The sequence below is a fragment of the Chondromyces crocatus genome (genome assembly GCF_001189295.1).
In the GTDB taxonomy this organism is placed as follows: Bacteria; Myxococcota_A; Polyangia; order Polyangiales; family Polyangiaceae; genus Chondromyces; species Chondromyces crocatus.
The window spans coordinates 210,441-236,091 of sequence record NZ_CP012159.1 but is presented as its reverse complement, the minus strand read 5'-3'; the positions used below and the strand labels follow the sequence as shown (position 1 = coordinate 236,091).

General features: G+C 72.0%; 14 protein-coding genes. 4 read left to right on the top strand and 10 right to left on the bottom strand.

The window, feature by feature from the left end; translation table 11 throughout:
• Nucleotides 1-57 precede the first annotated feature (57 nt).
• Both CMC5_RS00840 and CMC5_RS00835 read right to left on the bottom strand, forming a co-directional pair.
• A complete protein-coding gene (locus CMC5_RS00840) occupies nt 58-2,331 on the bottom strand; it encodes an FUSC family protein (RefSeq protein WP_169796416.1) in 2,274 nt (757 codons plus the stop codon).
• A gap of 236 nt (nt 2,332-2,567) precedes the next feature.
• On the bottom strand, nt 2,568-4,937 hold the full coding sequence (locus CMC5_RS00835; RefSeq protein ID WP_156338011.1) for a hypothetical protein: 2,370 nt from the start codon (nt 4,935-4,937) through the stop codon (nt 2,568-2,570).
• Between the two features lie 676 nt (nt 4,938-5,613).
• Here CMC5_RS00835 and CMC5_RS00830 point away from each other — a divergent pair.
• The gene (locus tag CMC5_RS00830; RefSeq protein ID WP_050428630.1) at nt 5,614-6,000 is read left to right on the top strand and encodes a hypothetical protein; all 387 of its coding nucleotides are present in this window, start codon (nt 5,614-5,616) and stop codon (nt 5,998-6,000) included.
• Nucleotides 6,001-6,281: 281 nt separating this feature from the next.
• Complete coding sequence (locus tag CMC5_RS00825) at nt 6,282-7,085, top strand: TetR/AcrR family transcriptional regulator (RefSeq protein WP_050428629.1); 804 nt, start codon at nt 6,282-6,284, stop codon at nt 7,083-7,085.
• Between the two features lie 50 nt (nt 7,086-7,135).
• Here the strand turns inward: CMC5_RS00825 and CMC5_RS00820 are convergent, their stop codons facing one another.
• Together CMC5_RS00820 and CMC5_RS00815 are read right to left on the bottom strand one after the other, a co-directional pair.
• The gene (locus tag CMC5_RS00820; RefSeq protein ID WP_050428628.1) at nt 7,136-8,329 is read right to left on the bottom strand and encodes an MFS transporter; all 1,194 of its coding nucleotides are present in this window, start codon (nt 8,327-8,329) and stop codon (nt 7,136-7,138) included.
• A 16-nt stretch (nt 8,330-8,345) separates the two neighbouring features.
• Nucleotides 8,346-10,157: a hypothetical protein gene (locus CMC5_RS00815; protein ID WP_156338009.1), complete on the bottom strand. Its 1,812-nt coding sequence runs from the start codon at nt 10,155-10,157 to the stop codon at nt 8,346-8,348.
• A 302-nt stretch (nt 10,158-10,459) separates the two neighbouring features.
• Here CMC5_RS00815 and CMC5_RS00810 point away from each other — a divergent pair, with 302 nt between their 5' ends.
• Nucleotides 10,460-12,229, top strand: a complete 1,770-nt coding sequence (locus CMC5_RS00810) for a S8 family serine peptidase (RefSeq protein WP_082363344.1) — start codon at nt 10,460-10,462, stop codon at nt 12,227-12,229.
• On the opposite strand, the gene CMC5_RS00805 is transcribed toward CMC5_RS00810, so the two are convergent.
• From CMC5_RS00805 to CMC5_RS00795, 3 genes are all read right to left on the bottom strand, one after another.
• Nucleotides 12,202-13,800 carry an MXAN_6640 family putative metalloprotease gene (locus CMC5_RS00805; RefSeq protein WP_156338007.1) on the bottom strand — a complete coding sequence of 533 codons (1,599 nt, stop codon included), beginning with the start codon at nt 13,798-13,800 and terminating at the stop codon, nt 12,202-12,204. The two genes, CMC5_RS00810 and CMC5_RS00805, sit on opposite strands and share 28 nt — an antisense overlap.
• Nucleotides 13,797-14,681, bottom strand: a complete 885-nt coding sequence (locus CMC5_RS00800; protein ID WP_063796190.1) for an HmuY family protein — start codon at nt 14,679-14,681, stop codon at nt 13,797-13,799. Before CMC5_RS00800 ends, CMC5_RS00805 begins: the two co-directional genes overlap by 4 nt.
• 186 nt (nt 14,682-14,867) lie before the next feature.
• A complete protein-coding gene (locus CMC5_RS00795; protein ID WP_050428624.1) occupies nt 14,868-15,575 on the bottom strand; it encodes a hypothetical protein in 708 nt (235 codons plus the stop codon).
• A 699-nt stretch (nt 15,576-16,274) separates the two neighbouring features.
• Between CMC5_RS00795 and CMC5_RS00785 the strand changes: the two genes are divergently transcribed.
• The gene (locus CMC5_RS00785; RefSeq protein ID WP_050428622.1) at nt 16,275-17,129 is read left to right on the top strand and encodes a hypothetical protein; all 855 of its coding nucleotides are present in this window, start codon (nt 16,275-16,277) and stop codon (nt 17,127-17,129) included.
• A 170-nt stretch (nt 17,130-17,299) separates the two neighbouring features.
• On the opposite strand, the gene CMC5_RS00780 is transcribed toward CMC5_RS00785, so the two are convergent.
• The 3 genes from CMC5_RS00780 to CMC5_RS00770 form a co-directional block, all read right to left on the bottom strand.
• Nucleotides 17,300-18,955 carry a tetratricopeptide repeat protein gene (locus tag CMC5_RS00780; protein ID WP_050428621.1) on the bottom strand — a complete coding sequence of 552 codons (1,656 nt, stop codon included), beginning with the start codon at nt 18,953-18,955 and terminating at the stop codon, nt 17,300-17,302.
• Nucleotides 18,956-19,052: 97 nt separating this feature from the next.
• Complete coding sequence (locus CMC5_RS45585) at nt 19,053-22,541, bottom strand: hypothetical protein (protein WP_050428620.1); 3,489 nt, start codon at nt 22,539-22,541, stop codon at nt 19,053-19,055.
• A complete protein-coding gene (locus tag CMC5_RS00770) occupies nt 22,538-25,621 on the bottom strand; it encodes a serine/threonine-protein kinase (protein ID WP_050428619.1) in 3,084 nt (1,027 codons plus the stop codon). Before CMC5_RS00770 ends, CMC5_RS45585 begins: the two co-directional genes overlap by 4 nt.
• Between the last annotated feature and the right edge of the window lie 30 nt (nt 25,622-25,651).

Below are 25,651 nucleotides of genomic sequence, written 5' to 3'. Positions count from 1 at the left end.
GACGCCCGCCATTTCTAGCCTGCTTCCCCGTGGCCCGTCCAGGCGACCGCCTCGGGGTCAGCCCCCTGGAGACGCTGGGCCGCGCGCCCCCGCTCGAGCACCAGCGCCGGGCGCCCCTCCGGAACGGTCGTGCGGACCGCCTCGGGCGTGGAACCAGCCCATGGCGGGCAGCCGCCCCGCGCCCCGGCGCCGGTGCGCCCGCGTGAGCTCCGTCTCCCGCACGACGCGGTCGAGCAGCACCATCGAGGCGTCGATGCGCTCCAGCCACTTCAAGGCGGCGCCCGCGCTGCCAGAGCCCCAGAGCCTCGCCTCGGCGTCGGTGAGGTCCTTTTGCCCGGCCTCCAGCGTCCGCGCGCCCGGCGTGATGGCCTCTCCTCCCCGCCCTTCCAGCGCTTCCGCGAGCGCGCGGGCGTTGTCGGCGAGGCGGTGCCCCGCGGCGCGCACGCAGCCCCCCTCAGGGTCGCTCGCGGCGAGCCACTCGGCATCGACCAGCGTCCGCGCATAGAAGAACACCGCCGAGAACGGCAGGAACACCCGCGCCATCTCCCGGGACGTACGCAAGGGAGGCCCACCCGAGAGCGCCTGGATGTCCGCCCGCACGTCGCGGAGCTTGCGGTCGAGGGCGCGCGTGGAGTCGAGCAGGTCGGCCCGGCTGGCAGAGCGCTCGACCACGGTGTCGTTCAGGTAGTCGCCGAGATCGCGCAGCGCGTCCGCCATGGCCGCGCGAACCTTCTCGCTCGCGTAGGCGGGGAACACGAGCGCGGCGACCGCGGTCCCGATGCCGGCGCCGATCAGGGTCTCCACGACGCGCAGGTAGAGCAGCTCGGGCGAGAACCTGCCCAGGAGGCTGTACAGCACGGCGATGAGGGTGGTGATCGACGCGACCATCCAGGCGTAGGCCACCTGCAGCGTGTAGTACCCGACGAACATGCAGGCGAAGACCACGGCCAGCTCCGCATAGACCCGCCCCTGGACGGCGTGGGCGACGAGGATGCCGACGAACACGCCGACGACGGTGCCGATCACCCGTTGCCAGGCGCGTGCGACGGTGGCGCCGACGGTCGAGGCGCGCGTGAATACCACGAACGCGGCGATCACCGCCCAGTACCCTCGGCTCGGCGACACGGCCTCCCCTGCCCACAAGGCCAGCGTCGCCGCGAGCGCTGCCTGCAGGGCGAGGCGCAGCGACGACTCCGCGGGGACCGGGGGGGGCGCGCTCGGCGTTCCCGAGGCGTCGGTCGGGTCAGCGGCATTCCTCGTGTGCTGGGTGCTGGCGAGCAGCTCGGGGGGGCTGGGGCGCCAGGGACGCCAGGCGGTGCGGAGCAGCTCCTCGATGGCGCGCCGGGTCTCGCCGAGGGCGCTGCCTCCCTCGGCGTCGTCGGGCGGCAACGCAGCGAGGCGCAGGTCGAGCGCGCGCGCGGTGTGAGGTTCGAGGATCGTGTCGCCAGGGCGCACGGCCGACCGGGCCTGGTGGAGGGCGGTGGCGGCGGCGGCGCGCTCTCCGGCGGTGGTGGTCTCGGTGGCGAGCAAGCGCTCGACGGCCCCGAGTACCCCCTCCAGGGCCAGCTCGAGCGCGAAGATGCGGGCCGGTAGCTCGGGGGAAGCCTCTCCCGAGGTGAACGCCTTCGGACCGAGCCGTTCGAGCTGATCGTCGATCGAGAGGGCCGCGTCGTTCACGGCGTTCATGGCGCGGCCCACGGCGCGTTCGCGGTGGGGCGTCCAGCGCCCCTCGGTGCTGGCACGGGCGAGGTGGTAGAGCGCGAGCGCGAGGGTGCGGCGGAAGGCGCTGATCCGACGGCGGAGCACGGCCTGAGGGCGCTCGCGCAGCACCCAGAAGCGCGTGGCGTAGGCGAGGCCGGAGGCGACGAACACGCCGGTCATCATGAGCGGGAGCTGCGTGGGACTCGCGTGGAAGAAAAGCGCGAAGAAGTACGAGAGGAACCCGACCATGCCCAGCCCGGTCCCGCGAGGGCCGAAGCGGCGCATCAGCACGGCGCCGAAGACGATGGCGATGAGGGCGGTGTTGCGCAGCCAGGCGAAGGGCGACACCAGGGCGCCCAGGCACAGCGCGCTGCTGGCCACGAAGGGCATGCACACTGTGGTGATGCGCTGCGCGCGCGGGGTGGGGTCGTTGACGATGACCGCCCCCAGCATGGCCATGTTGACGCCGATCAGCGCGGCGGTCGTGGGTTGGCCGAGCGCGCGGGCGACGCCGTGGAGCACCGCGGTGGCCGCCATGGCGGCGAGGGTCGCGCGGCCCGCCTGGCGAAGCCGAGCGAGGTCCGGGTCGGAAGCCGCGAGGACGTCCCGGAAGTAGGACGGATCGAGCACGGCCTCCAGCATGCGCGTGCCGGGCCAGGTCGACGGTCCGTCGCGCTGGGCAAGGGGCGCCGAGAGCGGTCCGTTGCGACTGGCAAGGGGCGGAGAGAATGGTTCGTCGCGCCTGGCAAGGGGCGCCGAGGAGCGAGGCTCGGCCGGTGGGCGTCGGACACGGGTCCACAGGCGAGGCGTGCAGTTCGTGCCCCGCCGAGGTCCGCCCGGGGGGCACGAGAGCGGGCGCTCGCGGGTCAACGCAGGTGGGCGACCCCGACGGTGGGGAGCCTGCCGTTCGGCGGTCCAGCCTCGGCGATCGACCCACCGAACCACAGCCCGTTGCCAGCGAGCGCCACCTGATCGACCGAGATGGCGGTGATGCCTCCGCGCACGCTGCGGAAGGCTGCCCCGTCGTACGCAAAGACATTGCGCTCCCCCGAGCCTGGCCACGCGAAGCCTGCCGCGATGACGTAGTTGCCACGCGCGAGCAGCGCGCTGAACGCATACCCCGCCGGCACCGGGCCGGGCTCCGGCGTCGCCACCTCGGACCAGGCCGCGCCGTCCCAGCGCCCCAGGATCAACCGATCGTCGCTGCCATCGTCCGCCGTGCTCGCGTAGATGCTCCCATCCGGCGCGTACGCGACGGCGAGCACGCTGCCGGAGAGGCCCGGACCCAGCGCCTCCCACGCCTCCCCGCTCCAGCGCGCCACCCCGCGGACCGCGACCCCATCGACGCTGCCGAACGACCCGCCCACCACCGCCTCCACCGGCCCGCCCCGCTTGCCGGGCCGAAACGCGAGGCTGTTCACGCGCCCGTCGAACGCGCCGTGCCGCACGAACCCATCGCCCTCCACCCGCGCCACGAAGCCCTGGGTGACCCCGCCCGTGACCCACAGCGCGCCGGCCGGATCGAAGGCCAGCGCGGCCACGCCGCCCTCGCCGAACCCGTCGCCCACCGTCTCCCAGCCGTCCCCCGTCGACCGGAGCACCACCCCGGTCGCATGGTCGCCGTCGTTCACGGGGGCCCTGCTGCACCCGAGGAACGGCATCCCAGCCGCATCCACCGCCACCCGATCGCAGTCGTGACCTGCTGGCGCTGGCGCCCCGACCGGCTCCCAGCGGATGCCCGTGTGGCGGAGCACCCGCCGGTCCACCGCGAGACTCCCGGCGTGCGAGATCGGCCCGACCGCGTGGACCGCGCAGCTCGGACCGCCGACCGCCAGCGCGCTCGGCACCCCCGACAGCCCCTGGCCCACCTCCCCCTGCGCGACCCAGCCCCCGCCCTCATGGGCGATCACGCCGTGCGACGGCACCCCTCCCTTGCCGCCGAAGAACCCACCCGCGAAGAGCCGCTCCCCATCCGCGAAGAGCCGCTGGTTCTCCATGTCCCAGACCGCGCCCGGCCCCTCGTCGCCACAGCGCAGCGGCGCAAACCAGCCGCTCGCCACCGGCGACGCACCCTCGTCCAGCGCCTCCCACGCCTGACCCGTCCAGCGCGCGAGCCCTGCGGCCTGGATCGACGCCGCTTCCGTCGGCGGCCCACCCGCCCACGAAAAGCACCCCGCCACGTGCAGCGCGCCGTCGAGCACCGCGAGATCCGAGACGACGCCACGGAACACGCGGTTCGCCAGGCCTCCTCCCACCGACTCCCAGCTGCTCCCGGACCACCGCGCGATGCCCCCGGTCTCCGACGAGCCCTCCACGGAGAAGAGCCCACCGGCATAGAGCTCCCCCGCGTCGTCGCGCGCCAGCGCGTACACCGACGCCCCCGGAAGATCGTACGCCCTCCACCCTCCGGCATCGTACGTCGCGACCGACGCCGCCGGGATGCCCCCGACCGACGAGAACGCACCGCCCACCAGCAGCGTGTTTCCCTGCGTCGCCAGCGTGTACACCCCGAGCCCATCCACGGCGCCACCCGGGGGCGCCTGCCACCCCTGCTCGTCGAGCACGGCCAGGCCTTCTGCGCTCGGCAGATCGTCGAGCGTGAACAGCCCACCGACCCACAGCGCACCGTCGAACCACACCATCCGCCGCACGGCGCCCTGGAAGGTGCCTGCCCGCGTGAATGCCCCGCCGTCGCTCACCCAGATCTCGCCCTCCCGCTCCTCCAGCGACGACGGCAGCTCGGCATGCGTGGCGACGGCGATCCGGCCCTGTCCGTCGGTCGCGATGGCACCGAGGCTCGGCGGATCCGTGTCGAACGACAGCCGCGGATCCGGCCTCCAGACGTCACCTTCGAGGCGCGCCAGGGGGCGGGTCGCGCGACGCCCGATGTACTGGAAACGGCCGACCGCGAGGAGCGCCCCGTCGGCATCGCGCGCGAAATCGAACACCCCGGGCACCAGGCCGTCGTGTCCGGTGAAGCCGGCGAGGGTCAGGCTCGCATCCCAGGACCCCTCGGCGACCAGCGCCGACGTCATCGGGAGATCGTGGCAGGACGCGCTCGCCCCTCCACCCTCGCCGCCACTGCCCCCCGCACCTCCCGGACCCCCGCTGCCGGAAGGACTCCCACCGCCGCCGGCCGTCCCGCTCCCGTCGTCGTCGCTCGCTCCACCGCAGGCCGACAGCCCGAGCAACGAGAGCGCCCCCGCCATCGACCAGGCCATGAATCCGGATCTCATGCCTCCCCCCGTAGTACCCGCAGGCTCCTTGTCGAGCCGACGGCCGTCCCGTCCTCCAGGATGCGGGCGATCGAGGGACGAGCAGGGCGGACAGCAGCTTTTCGACGCGCGCCCCGTGCTGCGCCCTGATTGACCGGCTCGTCTCGTCGTGCGAAATGTTGTCCGTTTGGTCAAAATATAGGTCATTCGGTCATGTGGCCCGTACGGACACCCGTGCCTGCGCGCGCCCGATGGCGACGCGTCGCGCGCGGGCGTGCGGGTCCGTGCATTCGCCAGCCGGCGGCGTGAGGGCATTGCATCGAGTCCGAGCAGGGCACGGTGTGACTTGCCCATTGCAACGACATCCACGACCACGAGGGAGGAACGAAATGAGCATGCCGAGGGCGAAGGAATGGGGGCGGACGCTCTCCTGGACCTGGCGCGCGCTGGTCGCGGTCATGGTGTCGATGTGCGGGTGTTCGGACGCGACCGAGGCAAAGACCCGGGTCGAGGCCCCGACCTACCACGCGCACGTCGCCCCCATCCTGCAGCGCTCCTGCCAGGGGTGCCATTCCCGGGGCGAGATCGCGCCGTTCGCCATTCGCACCTACGAGGACGCGCGCACGGTCGCCAAGGCCATGGTCCGCGAGACGGAGTCGGGCCGGATGCCGCCGTGGGGCGCGATCGAGACGGACGAGTGCACACCGCGTTTCGGCTTCCAGAACGACCTGCGCCTTTCCGAAGAGGAGATCTCCATCCTCCGGACCTGGAGCGAGACGGGGACACCCGAGGGCGACCCCGCGGACGCGCCACCGCGATCCCGTTCGGGAACTTCGAGGCCCCCTTCCCGGACGGCAGCGGCGACGGCCTCTTGCCAGGACCGAACGACGGCCCCGATGGTCCGATCTTCCGCATCCCGGCGAATGTCGTCGATCACCTGGAGACGGTGCGGATCACGCTGGGGCCCGAGCTGCCCGAGCTGCGGATCTACGGGGCGGCGGCACACATGCACTACGTGGGGACCGACCTGAAGGTGGAACTCGAGCGCAACGGCGAGCGCGAGTGCCTGCTCCAGGAGACCTAGTGGGACTTCGACTGGCAGCGCTTCTACGCCTATGACGCCACCGTCGACGAGCTGCCGCGGATCGGTCCGGGCGATCGGATCCAGGTCACCTGCAAGTACGACAACACGCTGAACAACCCGGGCACCGCGCGCGCCATCGCCGATGCAACGCTGCCAGGGCCGCAGGACGTGCTTCTCGGTGAGGAGACGCTCGACGAGATGTGCCTCGCGCTCCTCCCGCTGCTCGTGAAGGCCGACTGAGAACGGCCTCGGGGTGGCCGCCGGACGGGCGGCTGGCTGGCTTGACGCTCCTTTCGCCTGCGGGCAAGGTGCCGGCCGTGGTGTCGAAGACCAAGTCGGGCGGCCAGAGCGGGTCGTTCGTCGAGGCAGCCCGCCGAGCGCAGATCGTCCAGTGTGCGATCGACGCCATCGCGACCGGCGGCTACGCCCAGGCCTCGCTCGCGCAGATCGCGCAGCGGGCCGGGATCAGCAAAGGCGTCATCTCCTACCACTTCGCCGGAAAAGACGAGCTGATCGAGCAGGTCTTCGCCGAGGTGATGGGGCAGGTCGTGAAGGCAGTGCTGCCCGAGGTGGAGCGCGCGCCCCGTGCGACGGACAAGCTGCGCCTCTACATCGAGGGCAGCATCGAGTTCATGCGCACCCACCCGGCGCACACCATCTCGCTCCTGGAGATCTGGAACGGCTACCGGAAGGCGGACGGCAAGCCCGGGTTCGACGCGACCTCGTATGAACCCGGCATCTCCTTTCTGGAGAGCATCTTTCGCCAGGGCCAGGCCGAGGGGGAGTTCCGCCGGTTCGCCACCCGCCCCGCAGCAGTGACGCTCCGCTCGGCCATCGACGGCGTGCTGGTGCAGTACGCGACGTACGGAGACAAGGTCGACCTGAAGGAGAACTGCCGCGAGCTGGTCACCCTCTTCGAGTTCGGTCTCGGTGCGCGGGACGTCGAGGGCACGGCCAAGGGGCGCAAGGCAGCCGAGAAGACCGTGAGCCCACGCAAGGCCACGGCGAGCCAGGCCTCGGAGCGCAAGGCACCCGCGCGTCCAGCGGCTCCGGCTCGGTCCGGCGCCTCGAAGCGCTCCCGCTGAGCCGAGCGTCGAGCGGCCAGGGGGCCGCGCGGCGCTCGCTCCCCTCGGTTTCAGCCCTCGGCGCGGCGCTGCTCCGTCGCGTAGAGCAGCAATGCCAGCAGCGGAAAGCCCGTCCCGGCCCAGGCCACGGCGTTCCAGCCGCCCCGCGTCATGAGCACGCCAGCGAGCCCGGAGCCCACGGCGCCTCCCAGAAACAGAAGCGCCACGTAGAGCGCGGTGAGGCGATTGCGTGACGCTGCGTCGAGCGCGTAGATCGCGCGCTGGCCGAGCACCTGGTTCGTCTGCACCGCGAAGTCGAGCACGATGACCGCGATCACCAGCCCTGCCAGCGACACGGATGCCGTGTACCGCGTCGCGAGGAACGACAGTGCCGCAAACGCGAGCGCGAGCCCGGAAGCGGGTCGCGTCCACCCGCGGTCGGCGAACCTTCCGGCCAGCGGCGCGGCCAGTGCGCCCGCCGCCCCCGCGAGTGCGAAGAGCGCGATCCCGCGCTGACTCAAGGAGAACGGAGGGCCTGCGAGCTCGAGCGGGATCGCGGTCCAGAACAGGCTGAAGGCCGCGAAGCAGGCCGCCTGGTACGCCGCCCGCCGCTGCAGCACCGGCGTATCGCGGAGCAGTGGCCACAGCGATGACAGCAGTGTCCCGTAGGATGTCCCCCCGCTCGGACGGCGGTCTGGCAACAGGTTGGGCAGCACGAGGGCGAACAGCGTCATCATCCCCGCCGAAGCCCAGAACACCGCCCGCCACCCGAAGGCGTCGGCGATGAGCCCCGAGATCGGGCGGGCCAGCAGGATCCCGAACAGGAGCCCGCCCATCACGTTGCCGACCACCCGCCCGCGGATCGCGTCGGGTGACATGTGCGCGGCCAGCGGCACCAGCATCTGCACCACCACCGTGCTCACGCCCGTGAGCAGCGCCGCCACCAGGAACACGGCCGCCGAAGGCGCGAGCGCCGAGGCCAGCGACGACAGCACCACCGCGGCCAGCATCCACCGGATGAGCGGCCGGTTCGGCAGCACGTCTCCCAGCGGCACCAGCAGCAAGAGACCCGCCCCATAGCCGAGCTGGGTCAACGTCACCACCAGGCTGGCCGCCTCGGGGCTCAGCCCGATGTCGGGCCCGATCAAGCCCACCAGCGGCTGGGCGTAATAGATGTTGGCCACGATGGCCCCGCAGGCCACCGCGAAGAGGAGCGTCAAGGTTGGGGTGATGGTCTGCGGGCCCGCGTCCTTGTTGTCTGTCATCGATGCGAAGCGGTCGTCACTGCGGGACGTTCACGAAGATCTCGGTCCATTGCGCAGCGTGGTTGTTGAGGGAGAGACTCTGCATGGGCAGCCACAGCGCTGGCGTGCTCGGATCGTCGGCGTTGCCCGACGGATCGAAGCTCGACAGCCAGAGCTGCGGGTTACCGGCAGCGCTGCCGTACGGCCGCACCGACGAGAACGTGAAGAAGTAGCGCGGGTTGCCGTGACCGTCGTCGGCCGTGAACGGCGCCCAGCGCGCCCACGAATTCGACAGCGCGGGCCCCTGGTTGGCGCGAGACAGCTGGACCGGCTCGCCGCCGTCGAGACGCCGCGCCCACACCTCGGCCAGCGGGTTGCTCAGCGAGCTGCCGCTCGTCGTGCGGTTGTAGAGCACCCACGCCCCGTCGGGCGAGATCGCCGGGTAGTACAGCGACGCGCCCGCCTCCTCCAGGAACACCTCCCGGTCGACGAATGCCCGCTGTGCGGCGTCCCAGCGGATGCGCACCAACCGCCCGCTCTGCGCCCGCGTCCCTCCGGGGCCCGAGCGATCCTCGACGTAGAGCACCGTCGCGCCGTCCCTTGGCGAGACCGCGATGTGCGTGGCCGCCTCTTGCGTGGGGAACGAGGCGGCGAGCGTGGTCGCGGGCGCCGACAGATCGAATGCGCGGAGCATCGAGCCCCCCGAGACCAGCAGCCACTGGCCATCGGGCGTGAACGTGTTGAAGTGGCCGAGCGCGTCTGGATCCGACGGCCCTCCCGTGTCGTATTGCATCGGGTCCGCGGTCGACGCCACGTCGAAGATGCCCCAGCGCGTGTCGCCCTCGTATGACGTGGCGAAGCGCTTGCCATCGCGCGTGATCGAGTGGCACCCGACGCAGACATTGCCTGCGCGGTTGAAGCCCAGGAACAGCTCCGCCTTCCCCCCGGGCTCGGCGTTCGTGAAGTCGAACCGGAAGTAGCCGCGCGGCGCCGTCGCGTCCTCGTTCGGCTGCACTGGCGCGTGATCGCCCTTCGACGACCAGTAGTACATGGCCCCCCGGAGCGCGCTTTCCGAGCGGTGGAACGTCCGCGTGCTCGTCCCCGCGCGCGACGGGTCTGCGCTCGCAAACCCGTACGTCGTCACCTCCAGCGCCCCGGGACCGAGCAGGTCCACGACGAGGTTCCAGTTCGTCGGCGTCAAGGTCAGCTCGGGCTGCGTGGTCAGCACCTGCACCGCGCCACCCTCTCCAGCGAACCGCACGAGGAAAGCGTCGCTCCCGCCCTGCGGCGCGAAGCGGAAGGCCACATCGTAGACGTTCGGCGGGATCACCGTCCCGTCCTCCGGGTAGCTCCACGCTGGCGAGAGCGCAGGGTCGTCGGTCGCGGCGAGCACCGCGGGGATCAGAGCCGGCGCGAGCCCATCGAGCGCGATGTCGGCGTGAACATCGAGCGTGAGCGACGTCGTGCTCTCGACCTCCCCGTAGGTCGCGGTCACCGTACCCGTCCCACCCCGCTCCCCGGACCCACTGAACTGCGGCCCCGTGAACGTACCGAGCCCTGGCCGCGAGAAGCTCAACGTGGCGTCGAGCACCACCTCCGGCCCCCCGCTCACCGGCGTGCCGAACACCCGGTACGCGAGCGAGACGGGCGTCCCGTGAGGCACGTCCAGCACCGCATCCAGCGGCTCGATGCGGATCGCGCTGACGTCGATGCGCACCCCGTCCCCCCCTTGACCGCCTTGACCGCTGGCCCCACCGGACGTGCTGCCGTCGCCTCCTCCGCCGCAGCCTGTGGCCGGCAGCAACATCAACGCGAAGGCCGTGACATGGATGAAGCGACAGCGCGACATGGCACCCTCCTCGGTCGAGCGAGCCGCCAGCAATGGCGACGGCTCCTCTCCCTGTCAAGGGAACACCCGCGCTCGTCACGCTCCAGCGCGATCGCCAGCTCGTACGGCGAACCCTTCCCCGCGGGCCCCTCGGCAGCTGTGCGGCCGCCGCTCGCGACCCCTGCTTTCTGCTCCCGATCGTCACCCGATCGTCAGGCCAACGACCGAGCGCGCACCCCGGGGAGCGCTGGGCGCGCTCTCGCTCGCCAGGATCGGCCCTGGCGCGTTACCATGCGCTCGCATCCGGAGGCTCGATGACGCGCATGGCACGCACCCTGGCTCGCCTCGTGGGGCTCGTCGCCCCTTCGTTGTTCTCCGCGTCCACCGCGCTCGTCGCGCTCGCCGCGCTCGCCGCGTCCACCGCCCTGGCCGCACCCACCGCGCCCGTCCCCCCCGCGCTGCCGACGGCAGTCGCGGTGTCCGCGCTCCCTCGGGTGACCTCCACGGTGCCCACGGCGCCCACGGCCGCCGCGTCCTCCGCGTTCCTCGACGGCGCGCGCCTCGTCGCTGCCGAGCGCCTCGGCGCACCTTCCGTCGACGCCCAGGGCCGCCGCCTCACCCGCGTGCGCCTCCGTTACGACGCCAGCTTCGCCCACGCCGATGCCTTCGCCCACGACGCCGGCGTTGCCCCCTTCGCCTCGACGGGCGACCTCCGCGCACCGCGCACCGTCGACGCGCTCGTCGACCACACCGCCATCGTCCAGATCTCCCCTGGCGCCGAGGCCGCCGTCGAAGCCGCCGGCGTGCGCCTCGTGCGTCCCCTCATGCCCGCCCTCGGCCTGTGGCTCGCCGAGAGCGCCGACGCGGACCACGACGCCGACGGCCTTGCGCTCGCCGTGCGCCTCCAGGCCGAGGTCGCGCGCGGCGTCGAGCAAGCCGTCCCGAACCTCTACCTCCGCGTCCGCCCCGCCGCCGAGCCCTTCACCCCCAACGACCCCATGCTTCCGGACCAGTGGTACCTCAACAAGCTCCGCATGCCGGAGACCTGGGGACTGCACCGCGGCGATCCCGACACCCGCGTGGTCATCGTCGACACGGGCTGCGACCTCGGCCACCCCGACCTCGTGGCCAAGCTCGACACCAGCCTCGACGTGGTCAGTCCCACGGGCGACGGCAGCTACGCCGCGAGCGACTCTGGCGCAGGGCATGGCACCGCGTGCGCCGGCATCGTCGCTGCCGCGACCGACAACGACGAGGGCATCGCGGGCGTCTGCCCCGACTGCCGCTTGAGCTGCGTGCGCCTCCTCGCCGACTTCGAGCTGCCCGTCTCCGCCGCCGTCGAGGCCTTCGACTTTGCGCTTCGCACCGACGCAGCCGTCGTCTCCAACAGCTGGGGGTACGACAAGGGCCTGCCCGTCCCGCAGGTCGTCGCCGACGCCGTGGACAAGGTCTTCCGCGACGGCCGCGGCGGCAAGGGCGCGCTCGTGATCTTCGCCGCTGGCAACGACAGCCGCGAGATCGAGCCGCAAGAGATCCAGGCCCTCCCCTCGGTGTTCGCCATCGGCGCCGTCAACCACTGGGGCGACAAGACCACCTTCACGAACTTCGGCGCCGCTGTCTCCCTCGTCGCCCCCGCCGGCACCGTGACCACCGACATCCGCGGCGGCGGCGGCTACAGCAGCGGCAATTACACCGACCTCTTCGGCGGCACCTCGTCGGCGTGCCCGGTGGTCGCGGGCGTCGCCGCCCTCCTCGCCAGCGCCGCGCCCGAGCTCACCGCCGAACACTTCTACGACCTGATGATCCGCACCGCGAGCCCCGCCGATCTCGCCGTGCCCGACGAGAACGGCCACGACCCCGTCTACGGCTACGGCGTGATCAACCCCCTCACCGCGCTCACGACCGCGCTCGCCGAGCGTCCCCCCCCCGAGCCCGAGCCGCCGTCACCGCCCGACGACAAGCCCAAGGCCGACGCCGCCGACGAGGGCGGCTGCGCCTTCGCTCCCGCCCCCGCACGCAGCATCGGCGGACTCGGCTTCTCCGTCGCCGCCCTCGCCGTCGCCGCCTACGCAGGCCGACGACGCCGCCGGTAACCCGCCGCGGCCAGCGCCACCGCGGCGAGCAGCCCCGCGCCTTCACCCGTCGCCGCCGCGCCGCCGGCCGCTCGGCACCCGCAGCCCGCGTCGTCCATGCGGTCCGAGCGCGGCGCTGGCTCCTCGCCTCCCGCCCCGCTCCCCCCGTCGCCGCCGCCGCTCCCTCCGTCGCCGCCGCCGCCCGACACCTCGTCCGCGCACGCCTTCACCTCGTCCGGCGAGCCGATGCACAGCGTCGGCCGTCGTGACGACCCGCGCGTGAGCCCGTTGACCACCGCCACCACCAGCGCGTCGTGCGCGCGGACATCGATCACCTCCGCGCCCGCCGCAGGATCCTCCACCTGCGTCACCGACCCGTACGTGCTGCCTTGCTCGGGCACGAGCAGCAGCGTCAGCCCCTCCACGTCCTCTGGCGTGTCCGGTTGCGGCACCAGGGCCGCCGTCATCTCGGCGCGGTCGCCCACCGGGACCCGGTAGTACTGCGTCGACGCATAGAAGCTTCGCAGCCGATCGCTGAACGGCGCCGCCACCGCCTCGATCGTCACCCCCTCGTATGACGCCCCCTGCGCATAACCGCGCGCTGGATCGGCGTGGCTCCCCGTGAACAGGTTCCAGGTCGCGAACGTGACGAACGACGTCGCGAACGACCCTTGTCCCTTCGCGGTGAGCAGCGGATCGATCTGCTCGATCCAGGCCGGGTCCTCGACCCCGAATGCCCCGTCCTCGCACCGCTCCCACAGCCCGCGCACCGTCCCGGCCCCGTGGTGCTCGTCGAGGAACCGGAAGTACAGCGCGCTCCCGTAGCTGAAGGGATCCACCGGACCTGGCAGCGGCACGTTCAGCGAGCGGTCCGGGTTGCGCAGGTAGCCGCGGATGAACGCCTCGAAATCATTGAGCGCCGGGTCGAACGCCTCCGTCGCCCACACCGCCGACCCCTCGCTGAGGACGCTCCCCTGACCGGCGTCGTACGCGGCTTGCACCGCATGGAACAGCTCGTGGCTCGCCAGGATCCGGTTGGCGACCCGCGTCGACGGATACCCGTACCCCACGAAGTCGTTCTCCGAGATCATGTAGCCCGCGCACACCGCGGGCAGCGACGCCGAGCACCCGTCAGGGTCGAGCTGGAACGTCCCATCGCCCGTCCCGGCGAAGTCCACGAGGTACACGTCGAAGCGCGCGTCACCCCCGTTGATCGCCACCTGCCCGTCGCGCACCGGGTGCCGGAAGCCCAGCTCCTCCATGTAGAACGCGAGCACCTCGTCGTAGGTCGTTCCCACCTCCTCGACGAAGTCGGGGACACCGCTGCCGTCCACGTCCGCGGCCGGCACCGCGTTCACCCCATCGCGGGTGTAGTGAACCAGAAACTCGCCCGAAGGCGACCCGTACGTGTCGACCACGTCCCCGGGAGCGAACCGGAACAGCAGCGTGTTCCCGGGCGTGTCCGGCCTGTCGAGCGGGACGAACCCGGGGCTGCCGAGATGCGGCGCGCCTTCGCCATCGACCCCGCACCCGACGGTGGCGAACAGGATCGCCACCGCGAACGAGAAGGCAGCGCCGCGTGTCGATCTCACTGCAGGAACGCCCAGCGGATCTGGTAGTTGCCCGAGCCCGTCGGCCCCTGCGGCAGCGGGTTGCCCGCGTCGCACTCCGCCTGCACGTCGGGCGAGTAGTACGCCGTCACCACCAGCTTCACGTAGCTGCTGTCGGCGAGCTGCAGCAGGTACACCTGGCTCGACATGCCCAGGCAGTGCGTCGTCTGGTTGTATGCGTAGAACGAGGCGAGTGCCGTACCAGGCGCCGTGGGCTGACCGCTGCCGTCGCTCTGGAACACGCAGGCATCGGAGTAGAACGTGTCGGTGCGCCCCTGCGGCAGCGAGGCCGGCAGCGCCGTCAGATCGTCGTACGACGTACCCGCGAGCGGCGCTGCGGTCACGCACGACGGACCCGAGTTACCGCTGTTGATCCGGATCACGGCCCGCCGGAACGCGATGTCCCAGTCCATCGAGTCGATCGCGTTCTCGTCCGAGATCTCGACCTTCTCCAGGCCGTTCGCCGTGAACTTCCCGTACGTGTACGAGTCGGGGTTCGGGTTCATTGCCCCGCCCGCGACGGCGTTGATGAGCGAGGTGAAGCCAGCGCCGTCGGGCTGCGACTCGATCAGGCCCGGCGTGATGTCGTCCTGCAGGTTCAGCGCCTGGAAGACCTCGTCGGCGCAGGGCACCTCCGTCGGCTCGGTGCAGCCGTTGACCGGCCCGCTGCCACCCCCGCCTGCGCTGTTGCCGCCGGTGCCGGGTTCGCCGCCGCCGCCGCCGTCCCCCGTGGTCGACGTGGTGGTCCCGCCACCGCCGCTGCCGCTCGGGTTCGTGTTGTCGTCGTCCGACGAACAGGCGGAAGCTCCCACGAGCATGGCGCCCGCGACGAGAAGAGCCGAGAGAGATCGATAGCTATGCATAGGGATCGCACTCTAACAGAAGCAATCAGCAGAGAACCAGATTGTAGCAAGTGACTTTCAATATCGTGGAGTGAACCAGCTCACGGTCGAGCTTCTTCCCCTGCTGGCCCCTCGGGCGTCGCTGGAGCCCGACATGGCGCTCGCTCGCCCTGTGGCCGGGGGAGGGGCTCACGGGTTGCCCTTGCCTCAACCTCCTCCAGCCCCGTCTGCGCCCCCCGCGCCGCCGCTGCCCCCTCCGCTCCCCGACCCGGGGGCGCACGCCTCGCCGAGGACGTAGCCTCCCTTGCACATGCAGCGGCAGTCATCGATGAGGCCAGCCTCTTCGCAGACCGGGACCACCTGCACCGTCTTCGAGGCGGTGCGACCAGTGCGCTCGGTGATCTGCACGGTCAGTTCGTAAGGGGCGTCGTAGAGATCACGCGACGACCACTGGTTGGGGCAGGTCGGGATGTTGGAGAAGGTCGAGATGTCGCTCTCGATGCTCGCGCCCCAGCCATCGCCGAGCGGCTTCAGGTTCGTGGTGCGCGACTCGGGCCGCGCCTGCTGGCTCACCGGATCGCGGATCGCGCCCGCGAGCTGGACGGCGCAGGGGTCGAGGTTCGTCGCCCGGACGCCGGCGAAGATGACGCGCCCCCCCTGAGGCGGGAAGAGGTTGTGCACCACGTCGCCGTCGCTGACCGGGTACGCCTGGTACTCGGGGTCGAGGGCGATGATCTCGAACTCGATGGGCGCCGTCGGGTCGCCGAGGGGTTCGAGTTTGCACCCCGTGGGTCCGCCATCCGGCGTGGGGGGAGGCTGAGGAGGCGGCTCCGGGTCGCCGGGACACCCGCCCGTGATCAACCCGAGCGGGAGGATCAGCAAGGCGCCGAGAGGAGCGAGATGGCGCAAGCGCATGAGAAGCCTTGAAGGAGGGAGGTCGTGGCGGTGTTGCAAGCGCCGGGCCCCCGAGACGATGCCGAGCTTACCAGAGGAGGGTGCGCCCCTGTCGGCAGGAGCAGTCCGTCGTCGGAAGAAGGGCGGAGTTCGAGGGGGCGAACGAGCCTGGTGGAACGGTGGACGCGGGTCGGGCGTGCGGGGGGGAGGCGCCCGGGAAGCGCTGGCGCGCGCCGCTTCAGGCGTGAACAGGGCAGCGGACACGTGACATGAGGGTCAGTGAACCGTGAACAGGGTAGCGGCACGGCGACAGCGACCTTGGTGACGTGTGAACAAGGCAGCGGCACGGCGTCCGCGACCTTGGTGACGCGTGAACAAGGCAGCGGCACGGCGCTCGCGACCTTGGTGACGCGTGGACAAGGCAGCGGCACGGCGTCCGCGACCTTGGTGACGCGTGGACAAGGCAGCGGCACGGCGTCCGCGACCTTGGTGACGCGTGAACGAGGCAGCGGCACGGCGTCCGCGACCTTGGTGACGGGCGGGCGTGGGTGCGGGTGACGGAGGGGCGCCGGGATGGCGCGAGCGAGATCGCAGACCACGGAGAGGCCGAGTGACAAAAAACCAATTTCGTCGCCCCCTCCCCTCGACAGTCCGTTTGCTCGTTCTTAGCGTGAGAGTGCCCGGAAATTTCTTACGTTCCGGAGCGGGAGAAATATCGTCATGCGTTTACCTGCCGAATCCACGTCTTCGTGGACCCATGTCTCGTATGCCAGCTTCACCTGGGCCTCGCTCGTGGCGTGGTCCGAGTTCCCCGACCTGTCGCAAGACGAGCGTGAGGCCATCGAGGTCCTCGCGACGTCGATGCGATCATCGATCGACACCCTGCTCTCGGCGGCACGCGCGACCGAGCAGCACGTGCTGTTCGCGCGCCCCATGACCATGGCGCGGCAGAACGCCTGGCTCAGGTTGCTCCGGCGCAGGGCGGGAGAGGCGCAGTCGATGGTGACCTTCAAGGTGGGCCACAGCTCGATGAACCACCCTCAGGTGAGGGAGTTCTTGCCGAAGCTGCGCGCCACGATCACCAGGAAGAAGATCGCCGAGCGTCCCTTCGCGGCCGAGAAGGCGGCGACACGCCTCGAAGGCCTCATCGCGGACTTCCCCGAGAAGCCCGTGCTCGTGCAGCGCCTTCGCGACGTGGCCACCGGGGCGCAAGCGGCCCTCGACGCCAGCAAGTCGTCGCGCGCCACCTGGAGCATGGGGCGCTCGGCGGAGGTCGTCGCCAAGACGCGCCTGCGGCTCGAACTGGAGAAGACGCACCGCCTGCTCGGGGCGCGGTTCCCCGGTCAGCGGGACTTCGTCGAGTCCTTCTTCCTCCGCGGGTCGAAGCCCAGCGAGGGCAACGACCAGGAAGAGGAAGGCGAGGAGGCCGTCGAGCAGACGAAGGCCGTGGCGCTCGTCGGCGCGGAGGAGGCCGACGTGATCGACGAGGCGGACGCGGAAGACGAGGACGCCGACGCGACCCTCGTGGACGCGGACGAGGACCCGTCGCCGCAGAGCGTCTCCGCTGCCGTGTGAGGTTGCGCTGAGCGCTTCTGCTGAAGCGTGAAGTTGCGCCGAGCGTCGCCGCTGGGGCGTGAGGTTGCGTCGAGCGCTTCACCCGGGCTGCATTGCCGCCGACGAGTTCGTGTCGTGCGGCAATGCGCCCGGCGCCTTTGGTTCTGTTGCCGTCTGTGCGAGGTGGGGGGTCAGGGCGTCGACGTGGGCGCCTGCGCGTCCGGAGCTGCGGCTGGTGCGGCGGGTTTCGTGGCGGCACGCTCTTTCTGGTCGAGGATCTGCGCGCGTTGCTGCATGAGGTCCTTCATGCCGGCGGACTCGGGCGAGATGCCCAGGGCTCGCTCCATGGCCGCGAGGGCCTCATCGTACCGACCCAGGCTCGCGAGCAGTGCAGCCTGATAGCGCTTGCAGGAGTAGCAGAGGGGGGCCTTGGCCACGGCGCGTTCCACCATGCGGAGCCCCTCTTCGACCTGGCCTTGCCTGCCCATGAAGAAGCCTGCCAGCGCGAGCTGAACCCCCGAGGTCGCGGTGCGCGCGAGCCGTGCGACGAGCTCCGACGACTCGGCCGAAGGTCCTCCGGTCTTCGCGTCGGTAGGTCGCCCGTCCTGGATCAGAAGGGTCGCCATGATCAGGTCCGGATGCTCGGGCCGGGCCTTCAGACCTCGCGCGATCTCGCGCTCCGCCTCGTCGAACTGGTCCTGGTGGAAGAAGAAAATCCCGCGGCGCAGCGCGGTTTCCGGATGGTCGGGGCTTGCGGCGAGCGCTGCGTCCAGCCGCTGCCGGTAGAGCTGCATCGCCTCCTTGCTGTCGGAGTAGACGGCGTGCGCCCACACGAGGTGGACCTCTGCCTCCTCCAGCACGCGCTGAGCTGCAGGCGCCCTCGGCTTCGGTGGCGGCAGTGTGGCGTGACGTCGGCTCAGGCGCGCCTGCGTGAGGTAGCGCTGATAGTCGGCCTGGAGCCGGGGCAGGTCTCCGCCGTACTGCTCCAGGAAGGCTTCACGCGGGCGTGTCCCCGCCTGGAGCGCACCCAGCATCGCGTCGAAGCGGGAGCGGTAGGTCGCGTCCGGACCGTTGCTGAGCAGATGGACGAACTTCCAGGCCGCGGTGTAGTGGGTGACGCTCCGCTTCTGCAGCTCTTCCGGCTTCTCGGGCCTGGAAGAGAGCCCGTAGAAGCTCCCTCTGTCGCTGTGGACGAGATCCCAGACCGTGGGCGCCCAGGTCGCGGGAATCTGGGTCTGGATCAGGTTGCCCCGCCAGGAGGTCCAGATGTGCGGCTGTTCGGAGAAGTCGTGCGCACCTGGCGCGCCAAGCGAGATCTGGTTTCCCTCGATGCGGAGCGTCTCGTAGTACTGGGCGAGGCCTTCGTTCAGCCACGTCGGCAAGGGTCCGAAGCGCAAGGCGAGGAACTGGTGGGTGAGTTCGTGCAGGAACACCTCCTGCGTCTCGTCGTCCAGATCGGCGCCGTGCATCACCAGGGTGCTGCTGGGATCCAGCTCCAGGACGCTGCCGCGCTTGTGATAGGCGCCCACGTTGTGGTCGGGGCCGACGAGGGCGGCGAAGTCCTTGTCGCGGTCGAAGACGACGACACGGAGCGGGGTCGGGGTGGCGTCGGCAGGCGGCTGGAGCAGATGTTCGAGGGCTTCGTAGAGCTGCTCGAAATGAGCCAGCCGGATGCGCGCCTCCTCGACGTCCAGATCGGTGAAGACGGTGAAGTGCGCCGAGCGGAACTCGGTCCACGTCGGCCCCCCCTGCGCGGGCGAGGTGAGGGGAGCGCGGTTGGCCGCACAGCCCAGCAAGAAGAAGGTTCCGACGACGAGAAGCGTTAACGAGGTGACTTGCCGCAACATGAAGGGCCTGGTGCCACAGGTCCAACTGGGCTGCAAAGGTCGTGTGAGTGCGGATTCCTCTGTGCCTGGGCGCGGCGCGGCGGGGGCGCAGCGCGCTTCAACGGCCGTGGCGGCTCGACGGCGGGATGTCGTCCCTCGACAGGCGCGAGGCGAGCCCCCGCGGGCTCCGCGAGGAGGGAGCGCCTGCGTTCTCGACCTCGGCGAGGTACTCGGCGAGCAAGCGATCGCGCGCGCCGGTCGAGACGGGCAGTGGGTCGAGGGTGGGCAGCCGGTCGGTCCAGGGGGCCTCGTCCTCGTCCGGCTCCTGGCGCGGATCAGGGCGCCGAGAGATGTACCCGTGGACCTCGCGCCCGGGTCGGGAGGGCGGCGGCGCAGGGAAGACGCCAGGGGGCTCGGCGGTGGGCAGATCGTCGAAGTCGGGCCAGCCCGTGGTCTCGGGCGTGATGTCGTCGAGGGCCGCGGGCCAGGTGGGCGGGGCGGGAGGGATGGAGCCTTCGTAGCCCTCGCGGCGCGTCGAGGGAGGCGCTGGGGGCATCGCGGTGGAGAGGGGCGCCGGCGGCATCGCGGTGGAGAGCGGCGCTGGCGGTCCCGCGGTGGCTTGCAGGGGAGGTGGTGCTGCGGTCGAGCGCACCGGAGGCGGCGCGATGGTGGGGCTGTCGTCCGACCAGGTGTCTGCGTCGTCGAGCAGCTCGGCGCGCTGATCGGGGCGGCGACCGCGCGAGTAGGGATCGGCCTCGACGTCGTCGTCCGGAGCACCGGACCTCGACAGGGTGATGTGGGGTGAGGCCGCGCCGTAGGTCGTCGAGGTGCCGTAGGTCGTTGACGCGCCGTAAATCGTCGACGCGCCGTAGGTCGTCGAGGCTCCCTGGGTCGGTGCTGCGCCATGCGTGAGCGCTGCGCCGTGCGGTAGCGCCGCGCTGTGAGGGGGCGACGACATGCTCGACGACGCGGGGCTCGGGGCAAGGGGCGCGTGCGGTGGCGCTGCGGGCGCGAGCGTGGAGGGGGGCGCGGCGTTGTTCGTGCGGCCCAGCGACGGTGGACGCGAGCGCGCGTCCCTCGAGAGCGTGGACAAGAAGGGGGACAGCGGGGCGCCGCGTGGACCCACCTGCGCAGGGCGGGCGGACTCGGTGGGGAGGCGCGGCGGGGGCGGGACGATGGGGTGATCCATCTCGCCCGGGGGCGGCGGCAGGGTGGAGTTGAGGTTCTCGCTGCGGAGCTTCTCGCGCAGCGCCACGCGGTCGACGGGCGGTGGACGGCGGATGCTGCGGGGGATCTCGGAGGGCGCCTCGGGGCGCGGTGAGGTGAGAGGGCGGCCGAGCCAGGCGGCCGTCACGGCCTGGGCGCTGGGGGGGATCCTGTCCTCGCCGGTGGCGGGGGTGGCGCGGCCTGCGCGCTCGAGGCGTCGGGCAAGGTCGACGGACGGGGGAGAGACGGCGGGCGCGGCGGGGGTCTCGGCGTCGGTCGGCAAGGCGCCACGCTTGCGTCCGGACGAGGGAGGCGGCTGGATCGGCTGTGCTTGCGAGAGGGGTGGGCGGGAAGCCTGCGCTTGCAGCGGCGACGGCCAGGTGGCGAGGGGCGGCAGCGGCGCGCGCGGGCCCGGGATGCGCAGGCGCGTGGACGCGGGCGGGGCGGAGACGCCTGCGAGCGCGGCGCGGAGCACCCGGGCCTGGCCGAGATCGGCATCGACGATGCGGACGAGGGTGCGTGTGGGCTCGTCGTCGGTGCGGGCGGCGAGATCGACTTCGAAGGGCTGTTCGAGGAGGGCGCCGGTGGCGTCGTAGAGCACGCGTACACGGGGGGTGGCCATGCGGGCGGGGTGCTCGGGGGCCGTGATGACCACGGCGATCTCCGCGGTGCTCAGCTCGACCAGCGTGCCGGTGGGCAGGAAGCCGAGAGCACCGAGGAGCAGCTTGACGAGGGTGCGCTCGGTGGTGCCCCAGCCGCTCTGCGAGGCATGGCTCAACGGGGCGATGCTCGGTACGGAGATGCCACCGGGCGACATGCTCGATGTCGGGCCGCCCGAAGGCGAGAGGCCCGACAGCGGGACGCCCGAGGGAGACATGCCGGCGGTGGGGTGGCTCGACGGGGAAAAGCCAGGGGGAACGGTCCCGGACGTGCCGAAGCCGGGAGGCACGGTGCCGGTGGGACCGAAACCGGGTGGCAAGGTGCCGGTGGGACCGAAGCTCGGGGGCACGCTGCCGTACGAGATGGGCCCGGAGGGAGGGATGCTCGACGCGGAGAGCTCCGAGGGCGAGATGCTCGTCGTGATCGGCGCGGGCTGGCAGTGGTCGAGGAGGCGGAGGAACACCTCGTCGAGCGAGGTGCGCGGGGCGGCGCCGGCGCCGAGGGGGGGGATGGCGCGCAGCTCGGTGAAGGCGCGGGCGACGCAGAGGACGCGCGCGAGCAGCGTGGGAGCGCGGCGGCCGCCGTAGAGCTGGATGCGCCGCGCGGACGGGCGGAGCGCCAGCGCTTCGTAGAGGATCACCGTCCTCGCCATGGAGGGGGTGTGCAGCTTGCCGAGCGCGGTGAGTGCGGCGGCGGCGCTGGCGGGGAGGCGGTGGAGTTCGTCGTCGTCGAGCGCGCGGTCGAGGCTCGGCGGCGGGAGCGAGGTGCGGGTGGCGACGCTCGCAGGCGCCGGGACCGAGGAGGGGATGCGGCTCCTCGGCGGCAGGTCGGCCGCGCTCGGGGGAGACGACGAGACGCGCCGCTCCTCGGCCCGGGGCGCGCGCGCGTGCGGGAGGCGGGAGGCGGGGCGCAAGAGGCGGCGGCGGCCTGCGTCGTAGAGCAAGGCGGCGGTGGCGAGCGCGGAGAGGGCGCGTCGCTCGACGGTGAGCTGGCGCGCGATGGCGAGCGCGGCCACCGCGGTGGAGACGGAGAGGACGGCTTCGTCCGGATCCCAGTCGTTCGAGATGGCGAGCGAGAGGAGTGGGGTCGGGTCCTCTTCGACCAGCGAGACGAGCTTCTGCGCGACGCGGCGCACGCGGTCGAGGGAGACCTCTTCGCCGGTCCGGAGTTCGCCTTGCGCGGTGCGCATGACGAGGATGGAGGCGGCGTAAGCGCGGATGGAGCGGGTGAGCAGGGGGAGATCGGGCACCGCGTTGCCGCCGCCCATGGGGGAGGGGACGCTGCGGGCGCGGATGCCGCGCAGCTCGGTGCGAATGAGGCGCTCGGCGCCGCCGCGGTCGCGCTGGGCGTCGGCGAGCATGCGCGCGAAGACGGCGAGATCGGCGCGGGCGACGGTCTTGTCGAGGGTGATCTCGTTGAGGCCGCAGCCGTTCAGCAAGGCACCCAGCTCGCGCGCGGTGTCGTAGCCCTCGCGCGAGGTGCGGAGGACCTGGCCGTTGACGAAGATGCCCTCGTCCGCGAAGACGAAGGAGACGGCGTCGACGCCCGCGACGGCGCAGAGGTCGGAGATCGCGCCGCAGGCGGCGGGGATGAGGGTGGCGACGGCCTGGTTGCCGTCGTGGTGCAGGAGGCACGCCTTCACGACGCGGTAGAGGCCCTGCACGGCCGCAGCCGCGGCGACCCGACGTACGTCACCGGCGCCGCTGCTGGGGGCGTCGAAGCGGGACTGTCCGGTGCTCACGGTTTCCTCCCGTTGGCAGGGGGGGGACGCAGGCTGGAGTTGTTTCTGCCGCTCCCGGGCGGCGCGCTCGGCGGCGGCGGGGACGTGGAGGCGCGGCGCGAGAAGGCGGTGGTGCCCTCGGAGGCGACCTCGGCCGAGCGGCGGCGCGAGAGGCGCGCGGCGATGAGGGGCACGGCGCGCGCGGCGGCGTCACGCACGGCGGGGTTGCTGCCCCAGCGGGGTTTCGTGGCTTCCTTCACGGAGGCGAGGGCCTCCTCGCTGGAGGCGAAGGTGGCGAGGACGCGCGCGGCGATCTCGCGCGTCTGCTCGATGGCCTCGGAGGGGAGGAGGTGGCGTCGTTCGAGCAGCTCGATGGCCAGCCGCTCGGCGCGCGCAGGGTTGAGGCGGACCACGGTCTCCAGCCACTCGCGGCGCTCCTCGGTGGCGCGCTCGTGGAAGCTCTGCGCCTGGATGTGGCGGACGAGGGTGGGGCCCGCGGCGAGGAGGCCGAGCCGGCCGATGGTGCGCAGCGCTTCGAGGCGCGCGGTGGCCTGGGGCTCGTCGAGCATGCGCTGGAGTTCTTCACGGACGCGCTCGCCGGTGCCGGTGCGCCCCGACGTGCCCTGGCCGTCCAGCTCGGCGCGGGAGTCGCGCGGGTCACGGAGATCACGGGGGTCGCGCAGGTCCCGGGGATCCCGAGGATCGCGCGCGTCACGCGGGTCGCGGGTTGCGTCGGGGAGCAAGGCGAGGGTGCTGACGCGGACTTCGAGGTGGGGGCTTCCGAGGCCGGCTTCGAGGGCGATGGCGGCCTCGGCGGTGCGCAGGCTGGAGAGGAGGCGGAGGATGGTGAGCGCGTGCACGACCGGGGCGCGCGGGAGCAGCTCCGCGAGCTCGGCCTCGCGGCCGGGGAGCCAGCGGTTGAGAAAGCCGAGCAAGACCTCCCGGACGCGCTCGGACTGCACGCGCCCGTAGCCGTCGCACGCGGCGACGAAGAGCGCGCCGTCGGGCAAGGCTTCGAGGGCGAGGGCGAGGCCCTCCGCGACGCCAGGGGCGACAGGCGGGGGCGGGGGCGGCAAGCCCGCCGCCTGGCGGCCGTAGCCCGCCTCGTCACTGCTCAGCGGCTCGTCGGGGCCGTAGGTGGTCAACTCTTCGAGGACGGCGCGCAGCGACGCGGCAGGGAACATCGTGGCGGTGAGCGCTCGGTGGACACCAGGGAGCGTGCCCGGGAGGCCGTCGACGCGGCCCTCGGCACGGACGGAGAAGGCGCGTCGCAGGGCCGCGTGGACCTCGAAGGCGAGCGCGAGGTTGTGCAGCGAGATCTGGTCCGAGGTCCACTCGGAGAGTGCGGCGAGCAGCGACGGCGCGTCACCGCGGCGGGCCGCCTCCAGGTAGGCGTCGACGAAGGCGTCGAGGAAGCGATCGCGCCACTGTTCGAAGGGGAGCGCGATCTGCGCGCCCAGGGTGGCGATGGTGACCCGATCGACCACGCCGAGGGCCGCGGCGGTGCGCGCCGCCGTGGGGCTCGCGCCGTCGCGGAGGGAGTGCTCCAGGTTGCGCTGCATCACCCGGCCTTCGAGCGAGTCCTCGTTCCAGAGGCCGTCGATGCGGGCGAGGCCGCGGCAGAGGTCGAGGCTGGCCTCGTCGATGGAGAGCGGGTCGCCCTCCATGAACGAGTCCACGGCGAGGTAGGCGATGTGGTCGAAGCGGCGGTCCCACAGCGCGGTGATCGAGTCTTCGTCGCTGCCGAAGGCGCGGTCGCGCAGCAGGATGGCGGCGAAGTCGCGCAGCTCCAGATCGGTGAGGCCCGGCTTGAGCTGGATGCTGCGGATGCCGTCGGCGAAGAGCTGGAAGGGGATGCGGTCGAGCGGGGCGCGGTCGGGCTGCCACACCGGCTGCCCGCCGACGAGGAACGCGCCGGGCGCCACGTCCCAGCGCACGCCGGCCGGGTCTTCGGCGAAGACGCGCGTGATCTCGTCGAGCACGGAGGCGAGCCCGCGCGCCACATACGGGTGGCTGAAGCCGTACTGGCGCGCGCTGCCGAGCACGGAGGCGAGCTGCTTCCACACGGTGGCGACGCGCACGGCGGTCTCCTCGCGCGTGGGGCCGCCATCTTTCGGGCCGCCGCCGTCGCCCTCGGTGAGCATGTCGTTGGCGCGGACGATGACGCCCGGCCCGCGCAGCGGCGTACCCGGGGTGAGCTTGCCGGCAGCGTGGGCCGAGAGCAGGGCGCGCAGCTCCGCCCGCATCGCCGTGGCCGTCTGGAAGCGGCGGGTGCGGTCGAACGAGAGGGCCCGGTCGACGAACGCCACGACCTCCACGGGCAGCTGCGGCGCGGCGCGCGCGAGCGACGGCGCGGGCTGGGTCGCGGCGAGCAGGTACGCCTCCGCCTCGGTGCGGCCCTTGCGCACCGGCTTGCCGGAGAGCGCGTTGTACATGCAGGCGCCCGTCGACCAGAGGTCGGCGCGCCCGTCGACCGTACCGAGCCCCATGGCCTGCTCCGGCGCCATGAAGGCGGGCGTGCCGTAGGTGTGGCCGACGCGCGTCATGCGGCGGTCGAGTTCGCCCTGCTGGGCGAAGCCGAAGTCGAGGACCTTCACCTCGCCGTCGGCCGTGATGAAGACGTTGGCCGGCTTGAGATCACGGTGAATGATGCCGACGTCGTGGCAGTGTTCGAGCAGATCGAGCACGGCGTCGAAGACGGCGAGTGCCTGCTCGAGCGGTAGCGACGTGCCCTGGCGCCGGAGAAGCCTCCGGAGGGTGGTGCCGATGAGCAGCTCCATGATGAGGAACGGCTCGCCGCGATCGCTGATCCCCTCACCGAGCACCCGCACCCGGCCGGGGTGTTCGAGCTGGTTCGCGACCTGACCCTCGCGCAGGAAGCGCTCGCGCGTGTCGATGTCGGGGGTGAGGGCGGTGTGCAGCACCTTCAAGGCGGCGCGGCGGCCACTCGTGTGCGTGGCGCTGAACACCGCGGCCATTCCGCCGATGCCGAGGAGCTCGTCGAGCGTCCACGAAGCATCCAGCATGGTGCCGACGCGCACTGCCGCGGCGTCGATGAGGGTTGGCTCCGATGGTGGCTGGATGGTGGTCGGGTGGGCCATGGACCCGGCGTACGGAGGTGCCGCAGGGCG